This window comes from Curtobacterium sp. A7_M15 (assembly GCF_030705415.1).
GTDB lineage: Bacteria > Actinomycetota > Actinomycetes > Actinomycetales > Microbacteriaceae > Curtobacterium.
On sequence record NZ_JAUZED010000086.1, the window covers coordinates 1 to 15,571 of the forward strand.

The 15,571-nt window shown below is 72.1% G+C and carries 17 protein-coding genes and 2 tRNA genes; 13 read left to right on the top strand and 6 right to left on the bottom strand.

The window, feature by feature from the left end:
- Window positions 1-162: 162 nt before the first annotated feature.
- The 5 genes from Q7F20_RS14005 to Q7F20_RS14025 form a co-directional block, all read right to left on the bottom strand.
- Complete coding sequence (locus tag Q7F20_RS14005) at window positions 163-1,425, bottom strand: glycosyltransferase family 4 protein (RefSeq protein ID WP_305740691.1); 1,263 nt, start codon at window positions 1,423-1,425, stop codon at window positions 163-165.
- A complete protein-coding gene (locus Q7F20_RS14010) occupies window positions 1,422-2,921 on the bottom strand; it encodes a lipopolysaccharide biosynthesis protein (RefSeq protein ID WP_305740692.1) in 1,500 nt (499 codons plus the stop codon). The genes Q7F20_RS14005 and Q7F20_RS14010 overlap by 4 nt, the downstream gene beginning before the upstream one ends.
- Entirely contained in the window at window positions 2,918-3,829 is a 912-nt protein-coding gene (locus Q7F20_RS14015; RefSeq protein ID WP_305740693.1) for a beta-1,6-N-acetylglucosaminyltransferase, read from the bottom strand. Before Q7F20_RS14015 ends, Q7F20_RS14010 begins: the two co-directional genes overlap by 4 nt.
- Window positions 3,830-3,919: 90 nt before the next feature.
- A complete protein-coding gene (locus Q7F20_RS14020) occupies window positions 3,920-4,093 on the bottom strand; it encodes a hypothetical protein (protein ID WP_305740694.1) in 174 nt (57 codons plus the stop codon).
- Between the two features lie 114 nt (window positions 4,094-4,207).
- Window positions 4,208-5,557: a glycosyltransferase gene (locus tag Q7F20_RS14025; protein ID WP_305740695.1), complete on the bottom strand. Its 1,350-nt coding sequence runs from the start codon at window positions 5,555-5,557 to the stop codon at window positions 4,208-4,210.
- A gap of 313 nt (window positions 5,558-5,870) precedes the next feature.
- On the opposite strand from Q7F20_RS14025, the gene Q7F20_RS14030 reads away from it, so the two are divergent.
- The 6 genes from Q7F20_RS14030 (at window position 5,871) to Q7F20_RS14055 (ending at window position 11,398) form a co-directional block, all read left to right on the top strand.
- The gene (locus Q7F20_RS14030) at window positions 5,871-7,133 is read left to right on the top strand and encodes an ABC transporter substrate-binding protein (protein WP_305740696.1); all 1,263 of its coding nucleotides are present in this window, start codon (window positions 5,871-5,873) and stop codon (window positions 7,131-7,133) included.
- Window positions 7,134-7,292: 159 nt separating this feature from the next.
- Complete coding sequence (locus tag Q7F20_RS14035; protein ID WP_305740706.1) at window positions 7,293-8,267, top strand: carbohydrate ABC transporter permease; 975 nt, start codon at window positions 7,293-7,295, stop codon at window positions 8,265-8,267.
- On the top strand, window positions 8,264-9,175 hold the full coding sequence (locus tag Q7F20_RS14040) for a carbohydrate ABC transporter permease (protein ID WP_305740697.1): 912 nt from the start codon (window positions 8,264-8,266) through the stop codon (window positions 9,173-9,175). The genes Q7F20_RS14035 and Q7F20_RS14040 overlap by 4 nt, the downstream gene beginning before the upstream one ends.
- A gap of 5 nt (window positions 9,176-9,180) precedes the next feature.
- Window positions 9,181-9,645, top strand: coding sequence for a hypothetical protein (locus tag Q7F20_RS14045; protein WP_305740698.1), 465 nt, complete (start codon window positions 9,181-9,183; stop codon window positions 9,643-9,645).
- A gap of 20 nt (window positions 9,646-9,665) precedes the next feature.
- Entirely contained in the window at window positions 9,666-10,682 is a 1,017-nt protein-coding gene (locus Q7F20_RS14050) for a LacI family DNA-binding transcriptional regulator (protein WP_305740699.1), read from the top strand.
- Window positions 10,683-10,768: 86 nt separating this feature from the next.
- Window positions 10,769-11,398: an MBL fold metallo-hydrolase gene (locus Q7F20_RS14055; RefSeq protein WP_305740700.1), complete on the top strand. Its 630-nt coding sequence runs from the start codon at window positions 10,769-10,771 to the stop codon at window positions 11,396-11,398.
- Between the two features lie 24 nt (window positions 11,399-11,422).
- On the opposite strand, the gene Q7F20_RS14060 is transcribed toward Q7F20_RS14055, so the two are convergent.
- A complete protein-coding gene (locus tag Q7F20_RS14060) occupies window positions 11,423-12,262 on the bottom strand; it encodes a DUF72 domain-containing protein (protein WP_305740701.1) in 840 nt (279 codons plus the stop codon).
- 102 nt (window positions 12,263-12,364) lie between these two features.
- Here Q7F20_RS14060 and Q7F20_RS14065 point away from each other — a divergent pair.
- From Q7F20_RS14065 to Q7F20_RS14095, 7 genes are all read left to right on the top strand, one after another.
- A tRNA-Glu gene (locus Q7F20_RS14065) sits at window positions 12,365-12,440 on the top strand.
- 71 nt (window positions 12,441-12,511) lie between these two features.
- Window positions 12,512-12,584: transfer RNA gene (locus tag Q7F20_RS14070), tRNA-Glu, on the top strand.
- An 80-nt stretch (window positions 12,585-12,664) separates the two neighbouring features.
- Complete coding sequence (locus tag Q7F20_RS14075) at window positions 12,665-13,483, top strand: DNA-formamidopyrimidine glycosylase family protein (RefSeq protein ID WP_305740702.1); 819 nt, start codon at window positions 12,665-12,667, stop codon at window positions 13,481-13,483.
- On the top strand, window positions 13,480-13,887 hold the full coding sequence (locus tag Q7F20_RS14080; protein WP_305740703.1) for a RidA family protein: 408 nt from the start codon (window positions 13,480-13,482) through the stop codon (window positions 13,885-13,887). Before Q7F20_RS14075 ends, Q7F20_RS14080 begins: the two co-directional genes overlap by 4 nt.
- A gap of 136 nt (window positions 13,888-14,023) precedes the next feature.
- Window positions 14,024-14,485, top strand: a complete 462-nt coding sequence (locus tag Q7F20_RS14085) for a CrcB family protein (RefSeq protein ID WP_370871688.1) — start codon at window positions 14,024-14,026, stop codon at window positions 14,483-14,485.
- On the top strand, window positions 14,482-14,856 hold the full coding sequence (gene crcB, locus Q7F20_RS14090; RefSeq protein WP_305740704.1) for a fluoride efflux transporter CrcB: 375 nt from the start codon (window positions 14,482-14,484) through the stop codon (window positions 14,854-14,856). Before Q7F20_RS14085 ends, crcB begins: the two co-directional genes overlap by 4 nt.
- Window positions 14,853-15,458: a histidine phosphatase family protein gene (locus Q7F20_RS14095; RefSeq protein WP_305740705.1), complete on the top strand. Its 606-nt coding sequence runs from the start codon at window positions 14,853-14,855 to the stop codon at window positions 15,456-15,458. The genes crcB and Q7F20_RS14095 overlap by 4 nt, the downstream gene beginning before the upstream one ends.
- The last annotated feature ends 113 nt before the right edge of the window (window positions 15,459-15,571 follow it).

Here is a 15,571-nt window from a genome sequence, read left to right on the forward strand (position 1 = left end):
TCCCCGGGGATCGCGAACCAGAACGGTCAGGAGCCGCACGGGAGGCCGCTCTCTGTCAGGCGAGCAAGCCGATCCAGCGGGGTGACCACGGGGAGGGCGGGAGGGGCGTGTCGGCGGGGAGCCGCGCCTCCTGGACCGTCCTGGATCGTCCTGGACGAGTGTCTAGCGACGGGCGTGCGTGAGCAGGGCGCGGAGGAGACCGGCCACGTGCGGTCCACGACCGTAGTGGTCGCGCACCCATGCTCGGCAGCGCTCGCCGAGGGAGGGATCGCGCTCGGCGCGCTCGAGGGTGTCGAGCACCTTGCCGGCGAGCGCCTCGGGGTCGGTGGGGTCGACGGTCGACGTCGCCCACTCGTCGGCGAGGATCTCGCCCGTGCCGCCGCTCTCGGCGGCGACGACCGGACGGCCGGCGGACATCGCCTCGACGACCACGCGGCCGAACCCCTCCGGCTCGATGGAGGGCACGACGACCATGTCGGCGGCGTGCAGCAGGGTGACGACGTCGTCCCGCTCGGGGAGGACCACGACGGAGCCGGCGGGGAGTGACGCGACGGCGCGTCGGACGTCCTCGGCGTCGTCGGGTCCGGCCGCTCCGGCGAGGACGAGCACCGGCGGACGGTGGGCGCCGGCGGTGTCCTGCGAGCCGGCGGGCCCGAGTGCGGGGGTGAGGGCGCCCACGGCGGCGCGCGGTGCGCGTGAGTGGTGGCGCTCGGCGTCCTGCTCGAGCACGAGGCGCCAGGCGTCGAGCAGCGCGAGCACCCCCTTCGACCGGGTGAGGCGGCCGTAGTAGAGCACCGTGCGCGAGTCGTCGTCGAGGCCGAGGGTGCGACGGGCGTTCAGCGCCGTCGAGGCGGTGGCGACGGGGAACAGCGCGGTGTCGACGCCGTTCGGGACGACGGTGATCCGCGAGGCGGGGACGCCCACGTCGGCCCACGCACGCGCCATGGTGTGCGAGACGGCCAGGTAGTGCGTCCGACCGCCCGCGATCGGTCCGAGCCGGCGGTAGTTCGGCGCGTGGTGCAGGTGTACGACGAGTGGGACACCGGAGACCGAGGACGCCACCCTGCCCCAGGGGAGGTGCTCGGGTCGGTTCAGCCAGATGACGTCGGGGCGCGATCGGCGCAGACGGAGGCCGTCGAGGACGAACCGTGCGACGTCGCCGGCTGCGCTGCGGAGGCCGAAGGACCGGTCGCCGGTGCGGTGCATGGCGACCTCGAGCTCGGCGAACTGGTCGCTGCCGGGCTCGGTGCCGTCGGGTCGCGGGGCGAGGTGGCCGCGGTGCCAGACCTCGACGTCCTGCCCGGCGCGCACGAGCTCGCGGGTGTCCTCGAGGACGCACCGCTCGACTCCGCCGGTGATGGCGAGCCCGTTCGTGACGACCGCGATCCGGAGTCGACGCGCAGAGTGTTCCGGTGCCTGGGTCACGGTGTGCCTCCTCGAGCGATCCTGAGCCTGCGGACGAACCACGGCAAGCAGCCGAGGACCCCGGCCACGCGGACGATGTTCCACACGAGGTCCTGCGGCACGAGGACGGACGCCCCGGCGACGACCACCACGGCCGCGAGCACGAGGACCGTCCGGGTACGCGGACCGCGCCACTCCCGGCGGTCGGGGAGCGAGAGTTGCTGGAGTGCCGCGAGCACCATGTAGGCGAAGACCGTGGAGACGCCGGCGCCCGCGATGCCGAGCAGCGGGACCAGCAGGAGGTTCGCGCCGATGTTCACGGCTCCCGCAACGGCCGCGATCACCCCGACGGCGACGCCGCGACGCTCCACGAGCAGGAGTCGTCCGGTCGCGCCGCTGGCGACCACCGGGAACGCCGTGAGCGCCACGATGAAGACCACGGCGGTGAGCTCGTGCACGCGGTACGACGCGGGCGCGAGGATCGGCAGTGCGACCGGTGACACGAGGGTGACCGCGAGCAGCACCGGGGCGAGCAGCAGGTACAGCTGGTCCCGGGCGTGCAGGGCCAGCCGTCGACGGGCCACGGCGTCCCGGAGCGCGGCGAAGTGCGGTGCCCAGGCCTGGTTGGTGAAGGTCAGCAGGAGGATCACGGCGGAGCCGACCACGTAGGCGATCTGGTAGCGGGCCACCTCGTCCGGGCCGAGCAGCCGTTGCACGACGATCCGGTCGCCGGCGTTCAGCACGAAGTAGGACAGGTTGCCGAGCGCGATCGGCACGCCGAGCTTGAAGGCCCGTGCGGTGGTCTGGCGGTCGGCCAGGCCGGCGAGACGCGGCCGCGTCGCTGCGAAGCCGATGACCATCGCGGCGGCCTGTGCGAACACGCCGCCCCAGGCGTACGTCGTGGCGTCGGCGTGCACGAAGACGAGCAGGCCGAGACCGATGATCGAGCCACCGACCGAGGACAGCAGACTGGTGACCGCGAAGACGCGGATGCGGTCCTGGGCGACCAGGATCGCGAGGGAGAGCTGCACGACCGCGGCGGGGAAGATCCAGAGGACCGCGACGAGCAGGATCGGATGTTCGCCGACGAACCCGGCGACGTCACCCCAGAGCGGGATCGTCGCCAGGGCGACCGCGGTGACGACGGCCGCCAGGACGATGCCGACCGCGATGAGCCCGCGTGCCTTCCGGTCGTCGCCGCCGTCCTCGGCCCGCTGCAGCACGGACGCCTGGTCGAGTCCTGCGACCGCGAGCACGACGAGCGCCTGGTAGAGCGCGATCGCCGAGGCGAGGACACCGAACTCGGAGAGCGGCATGAGGTGCGCGAGGACCGGCGAGATCAGCGAGCTCACGACGAGCTGCATCGACCACACGACCACGTACAGCAGGCCACGGCCGAACAGGACGGACGCACCCTTCTGGACCGCGGTGCTGCCGGTGTCGGGGGCGGGGGCAGGGGCGGTGGCGGCTCCGGCTGCGGCGAGGCGGGCCTCGCGGCGGGTCTGGGGAACGGTCACGAGACACCCACCTCGGGGGTCCGGACCTGCTGCCGGAGCCCGAACGCCTGGTCGACGAGGTCGAGCAGGTCCGAACTCGCAGCGGTCGAGAACTTGCGGGCGAAGAGGTGCGGCATCGCGGTGGGGTCCGTCGTCCATCGTTCGAGCAGTCGACCCGCGTGGGTGAGCGTCAGCCACGGCGGGCTCTTCATCTTCGAGCCGTCCCAGCCGATGAACCACAGGGTGTGCGGGACGTGGTCCTCGGCGAAGCCGTCGACCAGAGCGGGGGAGTTCAGCACGGTCGGCACGAACGACTCGTCGGCGATCCAGGTGCGGCGCCAGAAGCGGACCAGATCGGGGCGCGAATCGACGACCTCGACGACCGCGGCTGCATGCGCGGCGCTGAGGACCTTGAGTTGCGACCCGCCCGTGAGCACGACGTCACGTGGGAGCCGACGGGGGATCGGCAGGCGGAGCATGTGCTTCCGCCACGCCCAGTGCGGGTACCGCATCCGGGCGACCCCACCGCTGGCGCCCCACGGCGCGTGCGGCAGGGGGTGCGGGATGAGGAAGGACCGGTCGCGGTGGGCGTCGAGCACCGCGGTGATCTCGGCGGGGTTCGCCAGCGGGTAGTCGCTCCCGGTGAGGACCGCCACGTGGCTCGCGCCGGTCTCGGCGAGGGCCGCACGGTACCCGGAGACCTCTGCCGCGACGTTCTCCCACTTCGCCCAGCCCGTGCGGAGTCGCGGCAGGAGGCGGACCCGGTCGGGGAGGCCCTCGGTCATCGCACGGTGGACGTCGTCCGGAGTCCGCGCGTCGACGTGCAGGAACACCGGGAACGGGTCGAGAGCCTCGACGAGTCGTCGGACGTGCCGGGGGTCCTCGTGGGCGAGGACGATGCACGCGAGCGCCGCGGGGGAGTTGGCCATGTCTCGAGTGAACAGGGCCGTCCGAGCACCGACAAGGCGCTCTCGGGGCGGGTGCGGGGAAGCGGCGGTTTCCCGCACCGGCCGCGACGATCACCGCCGGCGGCGGTACCTCGGGCAGTCGCAGAGGGCGCAGTCGCTGCCCGGCCGGTAGTGCTCGTGCGCGTCCTGCACGTGCCCGCACACGCAGACGGCCGTCTCCGTGGTGGTGGCGACGGACGACGGCACGACGACGGGCTCGAGCACGGGTGTGGGCCCCTGCGGCATGCGTCCTCCTCGCGGCCCGCACGGCACGGGCGGCTGCACCGATCCTACGGTGCAGGAACGTGTGCGTCCGCCGGCCGGCCGCGCGGCACGGGACCGTCCGCGGTCACCCGGTGGTCACCCGGCGTGGAACCGCCCGGCCTCGACGTCCCGCCAGCGACGACGGCTGCGGAACCAGGCTGCGGGGCCGGCCGGGAAGCCCCGGAGCTCGTGGTACGCCAACGACCGCGGCACGCCGGCGTCCGGCACCGTGGGGAGTGCGGCGTCGACGTGTGCGGACTCGTCGGCGGCCGGGGCCGGTGCGCTCCCGGTGCGCAGTCGTCCGACCGTCTCACGGAGCTTCACCACCGCAGCGGTCGGCACGAGCCGGGCGAGGACCGCCACGTGTCGTCGGTCCTTGGCCGCGAGGGCGCACATGAGCGCGGTGAACCCGACGCCGTTGCCGTGCAGCTGCTTGTGCAGGTCCTCGATGCTCTGGCGGTGCCGGTGGTGCACGACCGCGCGCGGCTCGAACCCGATGCGGCCCCCGCGCCAGAGCGTCTCGATGAACATCGCGAGGTCCTCGCCGCCACGGGCGGGGGAGCCGGCGCCGAGCGTGGTGTCGAACCCACCGACGGCGTCGATCACCGATCGGCGGAACGCCATGTTCGCGCCCGCGCCGTAGGCACCGATGCCGTACACGGCGAAGTGCTTCACGACCGACCCGTCCGGCCGAACCGCCCGCACCCGCGCGTGACGCATCGTGCCGGCGACGTCGTCGGGGACGATCGTGACGGGGGCGAAGGTGCGCTCGCCGCTGAACCCGCCGTAGTACGCCTCGTACCAGATCTGCGCGGGCGTTGCGAGCTCGGTCGGCAGGATCACCCCGGACACGGCGTCGAGTCCGGGCTCGCGGACGAACCGCGCACCGAGTGCGCGCAGCCACTGCGGGTCGACCCGGACGTCGTCGTCGGTGAAGGCGATCACCTCTCCCCGGGCGGCGGCGACCCCGGCGTTGCGACCCGCCGACAGACCCGGCCGGCGTTCCGTGACGAGCCGGACGCCGCGACCCGCGAGCAGTGCCGGGAGCCGGTCGTCGGCGGGCACCCGAACGCGGTTGTCCACGACGATCACCTCGTGGTCCGGGTAGTCCAGGTGCTCGAGGACGTCGAGCAGCGCGCCGAGATCCTCGACGCGGTCCACCACCGTCGAGACGACGACGGAGATCGTCGGCAGGAGCGCGTCCGGCACCGGCTCGACCTCGGCGAGCACGGTCTCCCGCAGCGCCCCGAGGGCGCGTGCGGCGTCGGCGGGGTCGTCGGTCAGCTCGACGTCGAGCGTGCCCGTCGGGCGTCCACCGCGGTAGCCGATCACCAGCGCGGAGGAACCCGTGCCGTCCGCGACGAGGCGGGGGAGCGGCGCGTCGAGGTCGACGTCGATCACGCGTCGGGGCGCGGGGAGTGCGCGAGCGGTGCTGGTGGTGGCCATGGTGTGGACGCTAGGTGCCGGGCCTCGGCGGCGACAACGGGGAGCGGGGCCGCTGGCGGTGATCGTGCGGAACCCCGCACGTCCGCGCCGGCGAGCGCCCGTCCAGGGTGAGCGCTCACAGCGGAAAAGCGAGCGTCGTACGGTGGTCACGAGCAGGTCACGGATTCTTTGCAACCGGTTGCGGACGACTGAGAGCGGGCGTAGCTTCCTCCTCCAGCAGGCAGCGTCGCCTGCTCCAGGCAGCGTCGACCCGATGGTCCTCGCCTGGTGATCTCAACGTGGAGACGACACTGTGAAGACAACACGCGCCAAAGTGCGGATCGCATCCGTAGCGGGGATCGCGGTCATCGGCCTCGTGCTGACCGGGTGCTCGAGTGGCAGCTCGGCGTCGGACGACGCCAAGGCCGGTCAGGACAGCCGCGGACCCATCACCTACGTGCAGGGCAAGGACAACTCCAACGTCGTCCGCCCGCTCATCGCGAAGTGGAACAAGGCCCACCCCGACGAGAAGGTCACCTTCAAGGAGCAGTCCGACCAGGCCGACCAGCAGCACGACGACCTCGTGCAGCACTTCCAGGCGAAGGACGCGAACTACGACGTCGTCGACGTGGACGTCGTCTGGACCGCGGAGTTCGCGGCGAAGCGCTGGCTCACCCCGCTCACCGGCGACATGAAGATCGACACCTCGAACCTCCTGCCGGCCACGGTGAAGACCGCCACGTACAACGACACGCTCTACGCCGCGCCGCAGACCTCCGACGGTGCGCTGCTCTACTACCGCAAGGACCTCGTCAAGACGCCCCCGACCACGTGGGCCGAGATGATGCAGGACTGCGACATCGCCAAGAAGGCCGGCATCGGTTGCTACGCCGGGCAGTTCGCCAAGTACGAGGGCCTGACCGTGAACGCCTCCGAGGCGATCAACGGCTCCGGCGGCTCGGTCCTCAGCAAGAGCGGCTCGCCGGACGTCGACACGTCCGACGCGAAGGCCGGTCTGCAGAACCTGGTCGACGCCTTCAAGGACGGGAACATCCCGGCCGAGGCGATCACCTACCAGGAGGAGCAGGGACGCACCGCCTTCGAGGCCGGCAAGCTGCTGTTCCTGCGCAACTGGCCGTACGTCTACAACCTCGCGAAGACCGACGGCTCCAGCACGGTCAAGGACACCTTCGGCATCGCGCCGATCCCGGGCAAGGACGGCACCGGCGCGTCGACGCTCGGTGGCCACAACGCCGCGATCAGCGTCTACTCGAAGCACAAGGCGACCGCGCACGACTTCCTCGAGTTCCTCATCTCGAACGACACGCAGAAGTTCTTCGCGACCCAGGGCTCCCTCGCCCCGGTCGTCGGCGACCTCTACACCGACTCCGAGCTGACGGCGAAGCTGCCCTACCTGCCGACCCTGCTCAAGTCCATCGAGTCGGCCGAGCCGCGTCCGGTCACGCCGTTCTACCCGGCCGTGACGAAGGCGATCCAGGACAACACCTACGCCGCCCTCAAGGGATCGAAGAGCGTGGACGAGGCGCTCAAGGACATGCAGGCAGCCCTCGAGACGGCCACCAACAGCGGTAGTTAGCACCGGAGCACGCGGCGCACGCCGCACCGGACGGGAGGCGCGGGTCGACCCCGCCCCGCGCCTCCCGTCCGCCCCATCCTGCGTCCCGACACCCGGCAAGGAGGCCGTCACGTGTCAGCAGCAACCGAGATCCCCGCCGCCATCCCCAACCCGACGGGGATGGAGCCGCCCAAGCGGCGGCGAGGCGGCCTCAACGCCGAGCACGGCCGGTGGGCCGTCTACCTCATCGGCCCGACGATCGTGCTCCTCGCCATCGTCATCGGCTACCCCGTGGTCAGCGCGGTGATCCAGTCCTTCCAGCTGGACGCCGGTCTGGACAAGGCGACCGGACTGTTCGTGCAGGGCGGCTTCGCGGGGGTCACGAACTACGTGCACTGGCTCGGCCAGCAGTGCGGCAACACCGCCTGCCCGCCCGGCAACCTCGGGTCGCAGTTCTGGACCGCGATGGGCAACACCTTCTTCTTCACCGTCGTGACGGTCGCGCTCGAGACCGTCATCGGCGTGTGGATGGCGATCATCATGAACCGCGACTTCAAGGGTCGCGCGTTCGTCCGTGCGGCGATCCTCGTGCCGTGGGCCATCCCGACCGCCGTGACCGCGAAGCTCTGGTACTTCATCTTCGACGCGAACGGCGTCCTGAACCACGTCATCGGGCACCAGGTCCTCTGGTTCTCCGGTGAGTGGGCCTCGCGCTGGGCGATCATCATCGCCGACACGTGGAAGACGACGCCCTTCATGGCGCTGCTCATCCTCGCGGGGCTGCAGCTGATCCCCGACGAGGTCTACGAGGCCGCGAAGATGGACGGCGCCTCGACGATGCAGCGCTTCTGGAACATCACGCTCCCGCTCGTCAAGCCGGCCCTCATGGTCGCGGTGCTCTTCCGCGTGCTCGACGCGCTCCGCATCTACGACCTGATCGCCATCATGACCGGCGGTGGCGGCGGCTCCGGCAACGCGACCGTGTCGCTGTCCGTGCTCGTCGTCGACCAGATCCGGCAGGGCTTCAACTCCGCGTCCGCACTCTCCACCATCACGTTCCTGGTCGTCTTCATCGTCGCGTTCGTCTTCGTCCGGTTCCTCGGCGCGAACGTCGTGCAGACCCAGGCTGCCCAGCAGAAGGGTGAACTCCGATGAGCCTCGCAGCCGATCGACCCCGATCCGCCACGCGGTCCCGCGAGCGCGAGGTCGACCGCACGCAGGTGCGGGTCCAGCGCCACACCGGGCACAAGCTGCGCACCGGGATCCAGGCCCTCGTCATCGCGGTCTGGTGCCTGCTGCCCTTCTACTGGATGGTCGTCACGTCGTTCCGTGACGTCGGGTTCACGTTCGACCCGACCCCGTGGTTCACCCACTTCACGCTCGACAACTACGCGACGGCGTTCTCGACCGCGCTCGGCAACCACCTGGGACGCGCCCTGCTCAACAGCGTGTTCATCGGCGCGGTGGTGACGATCATCGCGCTGCTCGTCGGGACGAGCGCGGCGTACGCCCTGGCCCGCCTGGAGTTCAAGGGCAAGTCCGTCATCGCCGGTGCCATCCTCGCGGCGTCGATGTTCCCGGGTGTCGCGCTCATCTCGCCGTTGTTCCAGCTGTTCACCGACATCGGGTGGATGGGCACGTACCAGGCCCTGATCCTGCCGAGCATCTCGTTCGTGCTGCCGCTCACCGTCTACACGCTCGCGAGCTTCTTCCGCGAGATGCCGTGGGACCTCGAGGAAGCGGCCCGCATCGACGGCTGCACCAGGATCCAGGCGTTCCGACGGATCATCATGCCGCTCGCCGCACCGGCGGTGTTCACCACCGCGATCCTGGCGTTCATCTCGTCGTGGAACGAGTACCTCATCTCGTCCCAGCTCTCGTCGGACGCCACCCAACCCGTCACGGTCGCGATCGCGTCCTTCGCCGGGTCCCAGCCGCACCAGGAGCCCTACACGGCGGTGATGGCTGCCGGCACGATCGTCACGATCCCGCTCGTCATCCTCGTGCTCATCTTCCAGCGACGCATCGTGGCCGGCCTGACCGCCGGTGGCGTGAAGGGGTGACGACCATGGCACAGCGCGGACCCGCACGGCCCACGGCCCGGATCGAGGAGGCCATCGGCTTCGTCGGCACCTTCGGCATCCTCTTCCTCGGCGCCACGGTGTTCTGCGAGCTCACCGGTCGCCCGGCGCTCGGCTGGGCGCTCACCCTGCTCGTCTGCGTGCTCGCCGTCGTCGTGCTCGACCGGTGGCGGGTGTCGGTGCTCCGGCGCGCCGGGTCGACGGACGGCATCGGCGGAGCGGGGCCGGCCGCCGCGTCGGACCGGCGGTCGGATCCGTCCCGGATCGCCGTGCGGCCCGCGGCGGACGGTCGGGTGCACCGCCACGTCGGGTGGGACGAACTCGCACCCGCCGGGCGACGCGCCACCCGGGCACAGCGTGCGTCCGCGCTCCACGGGGCGGACCGTGCGCCGACGTCCGCGCCAGCGCAGCCCGGCCACGTCGCCGACGTGCGGCGGCCGTCGGACGGGTGACGGGCCTCCCGGAACGGTCCATGGGCATCCAGGAGATCGCGACCGTCACCGGCCTGTCGAAGTCGACGGTGTCCCGCGCCCTGCGCGGGATGCCGACGGTCGCGGACACCACCATCGACGAGGTGCGACGGGTCGCCGACGAACTCGGGTACGTGCCGAGTTCGGCGGCGGCCGGTCTCGCCACCGGTCGACAGCGCGCGATCGGCGTGGTCGTCCCGGTGATCGACCGGTGGTTCTACGTCAAGGCGCTCGGCGGTGTCGACGCCGAGCTGCGGCGAGCCGGGTACGACCTGGTGCTGTACAACCTCGGTGGGCCCGGAGGGGACCGCGACCGAGCCTTCCGCCGGTCGATGCTGCGGCACCGGGTCGACGGTCTCGTCCTGCTGTCCCTCGTGCTCGACGAGACCGAGCGTGCCGAGCTCGAGCTCACGCGGCACCCCATGATCGTCATCGGCGGTCCGGCACCGGGCCTGCGGAACGTCGGCGTGGACGACGTCGCCGTCGCCGGGATCGCGGTCGAGCACCTCTGCGGACTCGGGCACCGGGACGTGGCGTACGTCGGCGGACAGGACGAGGCGGGGATGAACGTGGCGGTGCCGTGGTTGCGGCGCGACGGGTTCGTGGACGCGCTCGCGGCGAGGGGCATCGCGGTGCGGGAGGACTGGCTCCTCGACGGGCGGTTCTCCTTCGCGGGCGGCGTCGACGCGGGGTCGGCGCTCTTCGGCGGCGCCCTCGGAGCGCCGCCGACCGCGGTGTTCTGCGCGTCGGACGAGATGGCGCTCGGCGTGGTCCTCGCCGCGCGCCGGGCGGGGCTCGCGGTCCCGGGGGACGTCTCCGTCATCGGCATCGACGGCCACGAGTACGGCGAGGTCACCGGGCTCACCACCATCGCCCAGGACCCGGTGGCGCAGGGTCGCGTCGCCGCACGGGCCGTGCTCGCCGAGGTGGACGGCGGGGTCGCGGGGCCGCTGCCGGCGTCCCCGGCGCACCTCGTGGTGCGGTCGACGACGGGGCCGCCGCGGGCGGTCCCCGCGTAGGGTCGCCGACGGGTCCGCCGCGGGCGGTCCCCGCGGAGAGTCGCCGACGGGGCCGCCGCGGGCGGTCCCCGCGTAGGGTCGCCGGCATGGAGGTCACCAAGCTCGAACACGCCTGTCAGATCGTCACCGAGGGCAGCGCACGCCTCGTCATCGACCCCGGCGACTTCACCCGACCGGTCGACGCGACGGGGGTGGTCGCCGTCGTCGTGACCCACGAGCACCCCGACCACGTGACGCCCGAGCAGGTCCGGCGGATCCTCGACGCGAACCCCGGAGCGATCGTCGTCGGCCCCGCCGGAGTGGCCCGGGCGCTCGCCGGGTCCGACGTGGACGTCGTCACCGCCGGGGACCGTCGCACGATCGGACCGTTCGACCTGTCGTTCTACGGCACGCGGCACAACCTGATCCACTCGAGCGTGCCGATCGTCGACAACACCGGTGTCCTGGTGAACGGCCGGCTCTTCCACCCCGGAGACTCGTACACCGTGCCCGAGGTCCCGGTCGAGGTCCTCGCCGCTCCCGTCGGCGCCCCGTGGCTCAAGGTCTCCGAGATGATGGACTACGTCCTCGCCGTCGCGCCCCGCCTGGCCTACCCCGTGCACGAGGCGACGCTCTCCGACGTCGGCTACGGCATGCACACCGGGCGTCTCCGCGAGGCGGTGGAGCCGTCCGGCTCGCTCGTCGTCCTCCGTCCCGGCGAGTCGCTCACGATCTGACCGGGGCGGTCCAGGAGGCGCGGCTCACCCCCGACCGTCGGCCCGCCCCCGCAGGCGGTCGCGCAGGATCCGGTCGAGCGCGAGTGCGTCCCACGGGGCGTGCCGCTCGGCGTCGTTGTCGAAGTACACGTACGCGTCCCGACCGGCGTCGAGGTGCTCGACGACGGTCGTGGCCCACCGGCCGAGCGCCTGCGGCGAGTAGCCGTCGTGGTAGGTCCGGGGAGCACCGTGCAACCGGAGGTACGCGATGGGCGCACTGGTGTCGGCCCGCAGCCGCGGGAAGTCGCCCGCGTGCGAGTCGACGAGGGCGATCCGGTGCCGTCGTAGTACCTCGACGTGTTCGGCGCCGAACCCCGTTGCCCGGACCTCGAGCGCGTGCTCGATCACTCGGTCCGGGTCCTCCGCCTCGACCGCGGCCACCGGGACCTTGTCGTCGTGCCGTCGGGCGAGCGCCGCCGCTGCTCCGTGCGTGCGCGGGAGCCGACCGAGGAAGTCGTCGAGTACCTCCGGGGTCGGCAGGAGCGCCTCGGGGAGCTGCCAGAGCACCGGCCCGAGGGTCGACCCGAGCTCGAGCGGGCCGGACGCGAAGAAGTTGGCGAGCGCGGTGTCGACGTTCCGGAGCCGCAGCATGTGCGTCACGTACCGCCCGCCCTTGAGCGCGAACCGGAAGGTCTTCGGGACGGCCGCGCGCCACGCCCGGTAGCGCTCGGGTCGCTGCAGGGAGTAGAACGAGCCGTTGACCTCGACCGTCGAGAAGTGTTCGGCCGCGTACGCGAGCCACCGGCGCTTCGGCACCTCGACGGGGTAGAAGTCGCCTCGCCAGGAGTCGTACTGCCAGCCCGACAGCCCGCTACGCCAGATCACCGCCCCACCGTATGCCCGCCGCGGCATGGCGGCGCACCCGGGCGACACGCCTCGTTTTGGCTCGGCGTCGGGCTTGTGCAATACTTGTCGAGTTGTCGGAACGGCCCCATCGTATAGCGGCCTAGTACGTCGCCCTCTCACGGCGGTAACGCGGGTTCGAATCCCGCTGGGGTCACCACAGGTGGCTAGCCTCCGACTCCGGCAACGACCATGACCCCCGCTTCCGGGCGGGGGATTCCCATGTGTGACGGCCCCATCGTATAGCGGCCTAGTACGTCGCCCTCTCACGGCGGTAACGCGGGTTCGAATCCCGCTGGGGTCACACCAGTACGACAAGCCCTCCGGTTCGCCGGGGGGCTTTCGTCGTCCCCGGGTGTCGGTCGTGGGCGGTACGGTCGCGACATGCCCGAGGGTGATTCGGTCTTCCGCCTCGCCGCGCGACTGCGACAGGTCGACGGCGCGCGCATCCGTTCAGGGGAGCTCCGGGGCGGCTCGGCTGCCGGGCGCTCGCTCGCCGGTCGCACCGTCCTCTCCCATGCGACGCACGGCAAGCACCTGCTCACGCGGTTCGACGACGCGACGACGCTCCACACGCACCTGCGCATGACGGGCTCGTGGACACTCACCGCGACTGGTCGACGCCTCCCCGGACGAGCCGCAGCTGACGCGCGGGTCCGGATGGCGTTCGAGGACGGTCGGACGCTCTGGGGCATCGCACTCCCCGTTGTCGAGCACGTGGCGACGGCGGACGAGGCACGCGTGCTCGGGGGACTGGGGCCGGACCTCCTGCACGACCCCTTCGACCAGGACACAGCCGCCGCCCGGCTCGCCGCCCAGCCCGCTCGGACGGTCCGCGCCGCGCTCCTCGACCAGCGGAACGTCGCCGGTCTGGGCAACCTCTGGGTGGGCGAGCTCTGCTTCCTCCGGGGGCTGCACCCGGACACGCCGGTCGAGCAGGTCGACGTGGTGGGACTGCTCGAGCTCGCCCGACGGATGCTCGTGCACTCGGCCACGCGTCCGGATGCCTACCAGGTCACCACCGGGCGGCCCGGCAAGGGCTCCCGGCACTGGGTCGTCGGGCGCGCCGGGCGACCGTGCCTGCGGTGCCGGACGACCATCGTGGCGCGGGACGAGGTCGAGCGTGTCGGATCGCCCCCGCGCCGGGTCTGGTGGTGCCCGCGGTGTCAGCCCGAGCGAGCGCGGGCCAGACTGGTCCGGTGACCAGCGTCGTGCAGCTCATCAGGACCGGTGCCCTCAGCGACGTCGCGGAGTACGCGTACGCCGCGTCCGTCCCGGCCGGGAGCCGGCTCGTCTTCCTCGCCGGAGCGTGCCCCCTCGACACCGACGGCCGGACCGTCGCGGTCGGAGACGTCCGCGGACAGGCGGCGCAGTGTGTCGCGAACCTCCGCACCGCCCTCGCCGCCGCGGGTGCGGGGATAACCGACCTCGCCCAGACCCGGGTCCTCGTCGCGTCGTCGCAGCAGGCCGACCTCGTCGCCGCGTGGGAGGTCGTCCGCGCGGCGACGGGCGACCACGACGTGCCGAGCACGCTCGTCGGCGTGACCGTGCTCGGGTACGACGACCAGCTCGTCGAGATCGAGGGCATCGCCGCGGTCGCCGACTGACACGGTAGGCTGCAGCAGTCGTCCGACCCGGCAGTGGGGCCTGCCGGACCCAACCGCGGCCGAGCCGCCAACGGTCCCTATCCCGAGAACACCGCACGCGCGGAGCCGATCCCGCGTGCTCGGCGATAGGAGCACCGTGCGCGAACGTCCACCCCACCTCCGCTGGTCGATGTTGGCCGTCGTCGCGCTCGGCGGAGCGATCGGCACCGGTGTCCGAGCGGTCCTCGCCGCGGCCTTCCCGGCTGTCGGTGGCATCAGCTGGGCGATCTTCACGATCAACGTCGTCGGTGCGTTCTGCCTCGGCCTCCTGCTCGAGGCGCTGGCCCACCGCGGCCCGGACGTCGGGCGTCGTCGGCGCCTGCGCCTGTTCGTCGGGACCGGGATCCTCGGGGGCTTCACGACCTACAGCACCCTCGCCGACGACACCGCGCAGTTGCTCGACGCCGGCCGCTGGGGCGCCGGGAGCGGGTACGCCCTGCTCACCGTCGTGACGGGGCTGGTCGCCGTCGTGGCGGGCATCGGGATCGCCGGGCTGGTACGACGCCGTGACGACCGTTCCGGCGACGTCGCAGCCGATCGGGTGGGAGGCGACCGGTGAACGCCCTCGAGCTGCTCGTCGTCGCGGTCGGAGGGGGAGTGGGCGCCGCGCTCCGGTTCGTCCTCGACGGCGTCGTGAAGGCCCGTGTGTCCCGGTTCCCGCTCGGCACGCTCGTCATCAACGTGACCGGATCGTTCGTCCTCGGGGTCTTGACGGGCCTCGGGCAGGCGGGCACGATCCCGCTCCCGGTCGTCGCGGTGCTCGGAACGGGCATGATGGGTGGGTACACGACGTTCTCGACGGCGAGCGTCGAGACCGTACAGCTCCTCCGATCCGGCAAGCCCCGGCTCGCCGTCCTGAACGGCCTCGGGATGCTCGTCGTCTCGGTCGGCGCAGCCGCGCTCGGCCTGCTCATCGGAAGGAACACATGACCTCGGAACGCCCCGGCGAACTCGTCCTCGTCCGTCACGGAGAGACGGAGTGGTCGAAGAGCGGGCAGCACACCGGCCGCACCGACATCCCGCTCACCGAGAACGGCATCGAGCAGGCGAAGCGCGCCGGCAGGTACCTGGCGGACCGCTCGTTCGCGCTGGCGTTGTCCAGCCCGCTGCAGCGCGCCCGGGACACGGCGGCGCTCGTCGGTGTCGACCCGGAACTCGACGAGGACCTCTACGAGTGGGACTACGGCGCGTACGAGGGACTCACCACGCCGCAGATCAAGGTCCTCCGGCACGGCCCGTGGGACCTCTGGACCGACGGCGTACCGGCGGGCGACACTCCCGGGGAGAACGCCGCCGAGGTCCGGGTCCGCGTCGAACGCATCCTGAACCGAGCGCGTCCGGTCCTCGCCGAGGGGCAGGACGCGATCGTCGTCGCGCACGGGCACGTCCTCCGCGCCCTCGGCGCCGCCTGGATCCGCCTCGCGCCGCAGGACGGCGCCGTGCTGAAGCTCGGCACCGCCTCGGTGAGCATCCTCGGCTACGAGCACGGCCGCCCCGTGATCGACGCCTGGAACATCCAGCCCCGCGACTGACGCGACCGTCCGGCCCGCGCGGCGGTCGCTCGCTGCGCGGCGGACCGGCACCGCGCCCCCCGTCCGCGCCCCGTGGCGGTCATTGCGCCCGTTTTCCTGGGGGCGCAATGACC

What these genes read in the sequence shown, in the direction of transcription:
- Q7F20_RS14015 (WP_305740693.1), bottom strand. Translation starts at nt 3,829, where the DNA reads ATGGCCAACTCCCCCGCGGCGCTCGCGTGCATCGTCCTCGCCCACGAG.
- Q7F20_RS14020 (WP_305740694.1), bottom strand. Translation starts at nt 4,093, where the DNA reads ATGCCGCAGGGGCCCACACCCGTGCTCGAGCCCGTCGTCGTGCCGTCG.
- Q7F20_RS14025 (WP_305740695.1), bottom strand. Translation starts at nt 5,557, where the DNA reads ATGGCCACCACCAGCACCGCTCGCGCACTCCCCGCGCCCCGACGCGTG.
- Q7F20_RS14035 (WP_305740706.1), top strand. Translation starts at nt 7,293, where the DNA reads ATGGAGCCGCCCAAGCGGCGGCGAGGCGGCCTCAACGCCGAGCACGGC.
- Q7F20_RS14040 (WP_305740697.1), top strand. Translation starts at nt 8,264, where the DNA reads ATGAGCCTCGCAGCCGATCGACCCCGATCCGCCACGCGGTCCCGCGAG.
- Q7F20_RS14045 (WP_305740698.1), top strand. Translation starts at nt 9,181, where the DNA reads ATGGCACAGCGCGGACCCGCACGGCCCACGGCCCGGATCGAGGAGGCC.
- Q7F20_RS14050 (WP_305740699.1), top strand. Translation starts at nt 9,666, where the DNA reads ATGGGCATCCAGGAGATCGCGACCGTCACCGGCCTGTCGAAGTCGACG.
- Q7F20_RS14055 (WP_305740700.1), top strand. Translation starts at nt 10,769, where the DNA reads ATGGAGGTCACCAAGCTCGAACACGCCTGTCAGATCGTCACCGAGGGC.
- Q7F20_RS14075 (WP_305740702.1), top strand. Translation starts at nt 12,665, where the DNA reads ATGCCCGAGGGTGATTCGGTCTTCCGCCTCGCCGCGCGACTGCGACAG.
- Q7F20_RS14095 (WP_305740705.1), top strand. Translation starts at nt 14,853, where the DNA reads ATGACCTCGGAACGCCCCGGCGAACTCGTCCTCGTCCGTCACGGAGAG.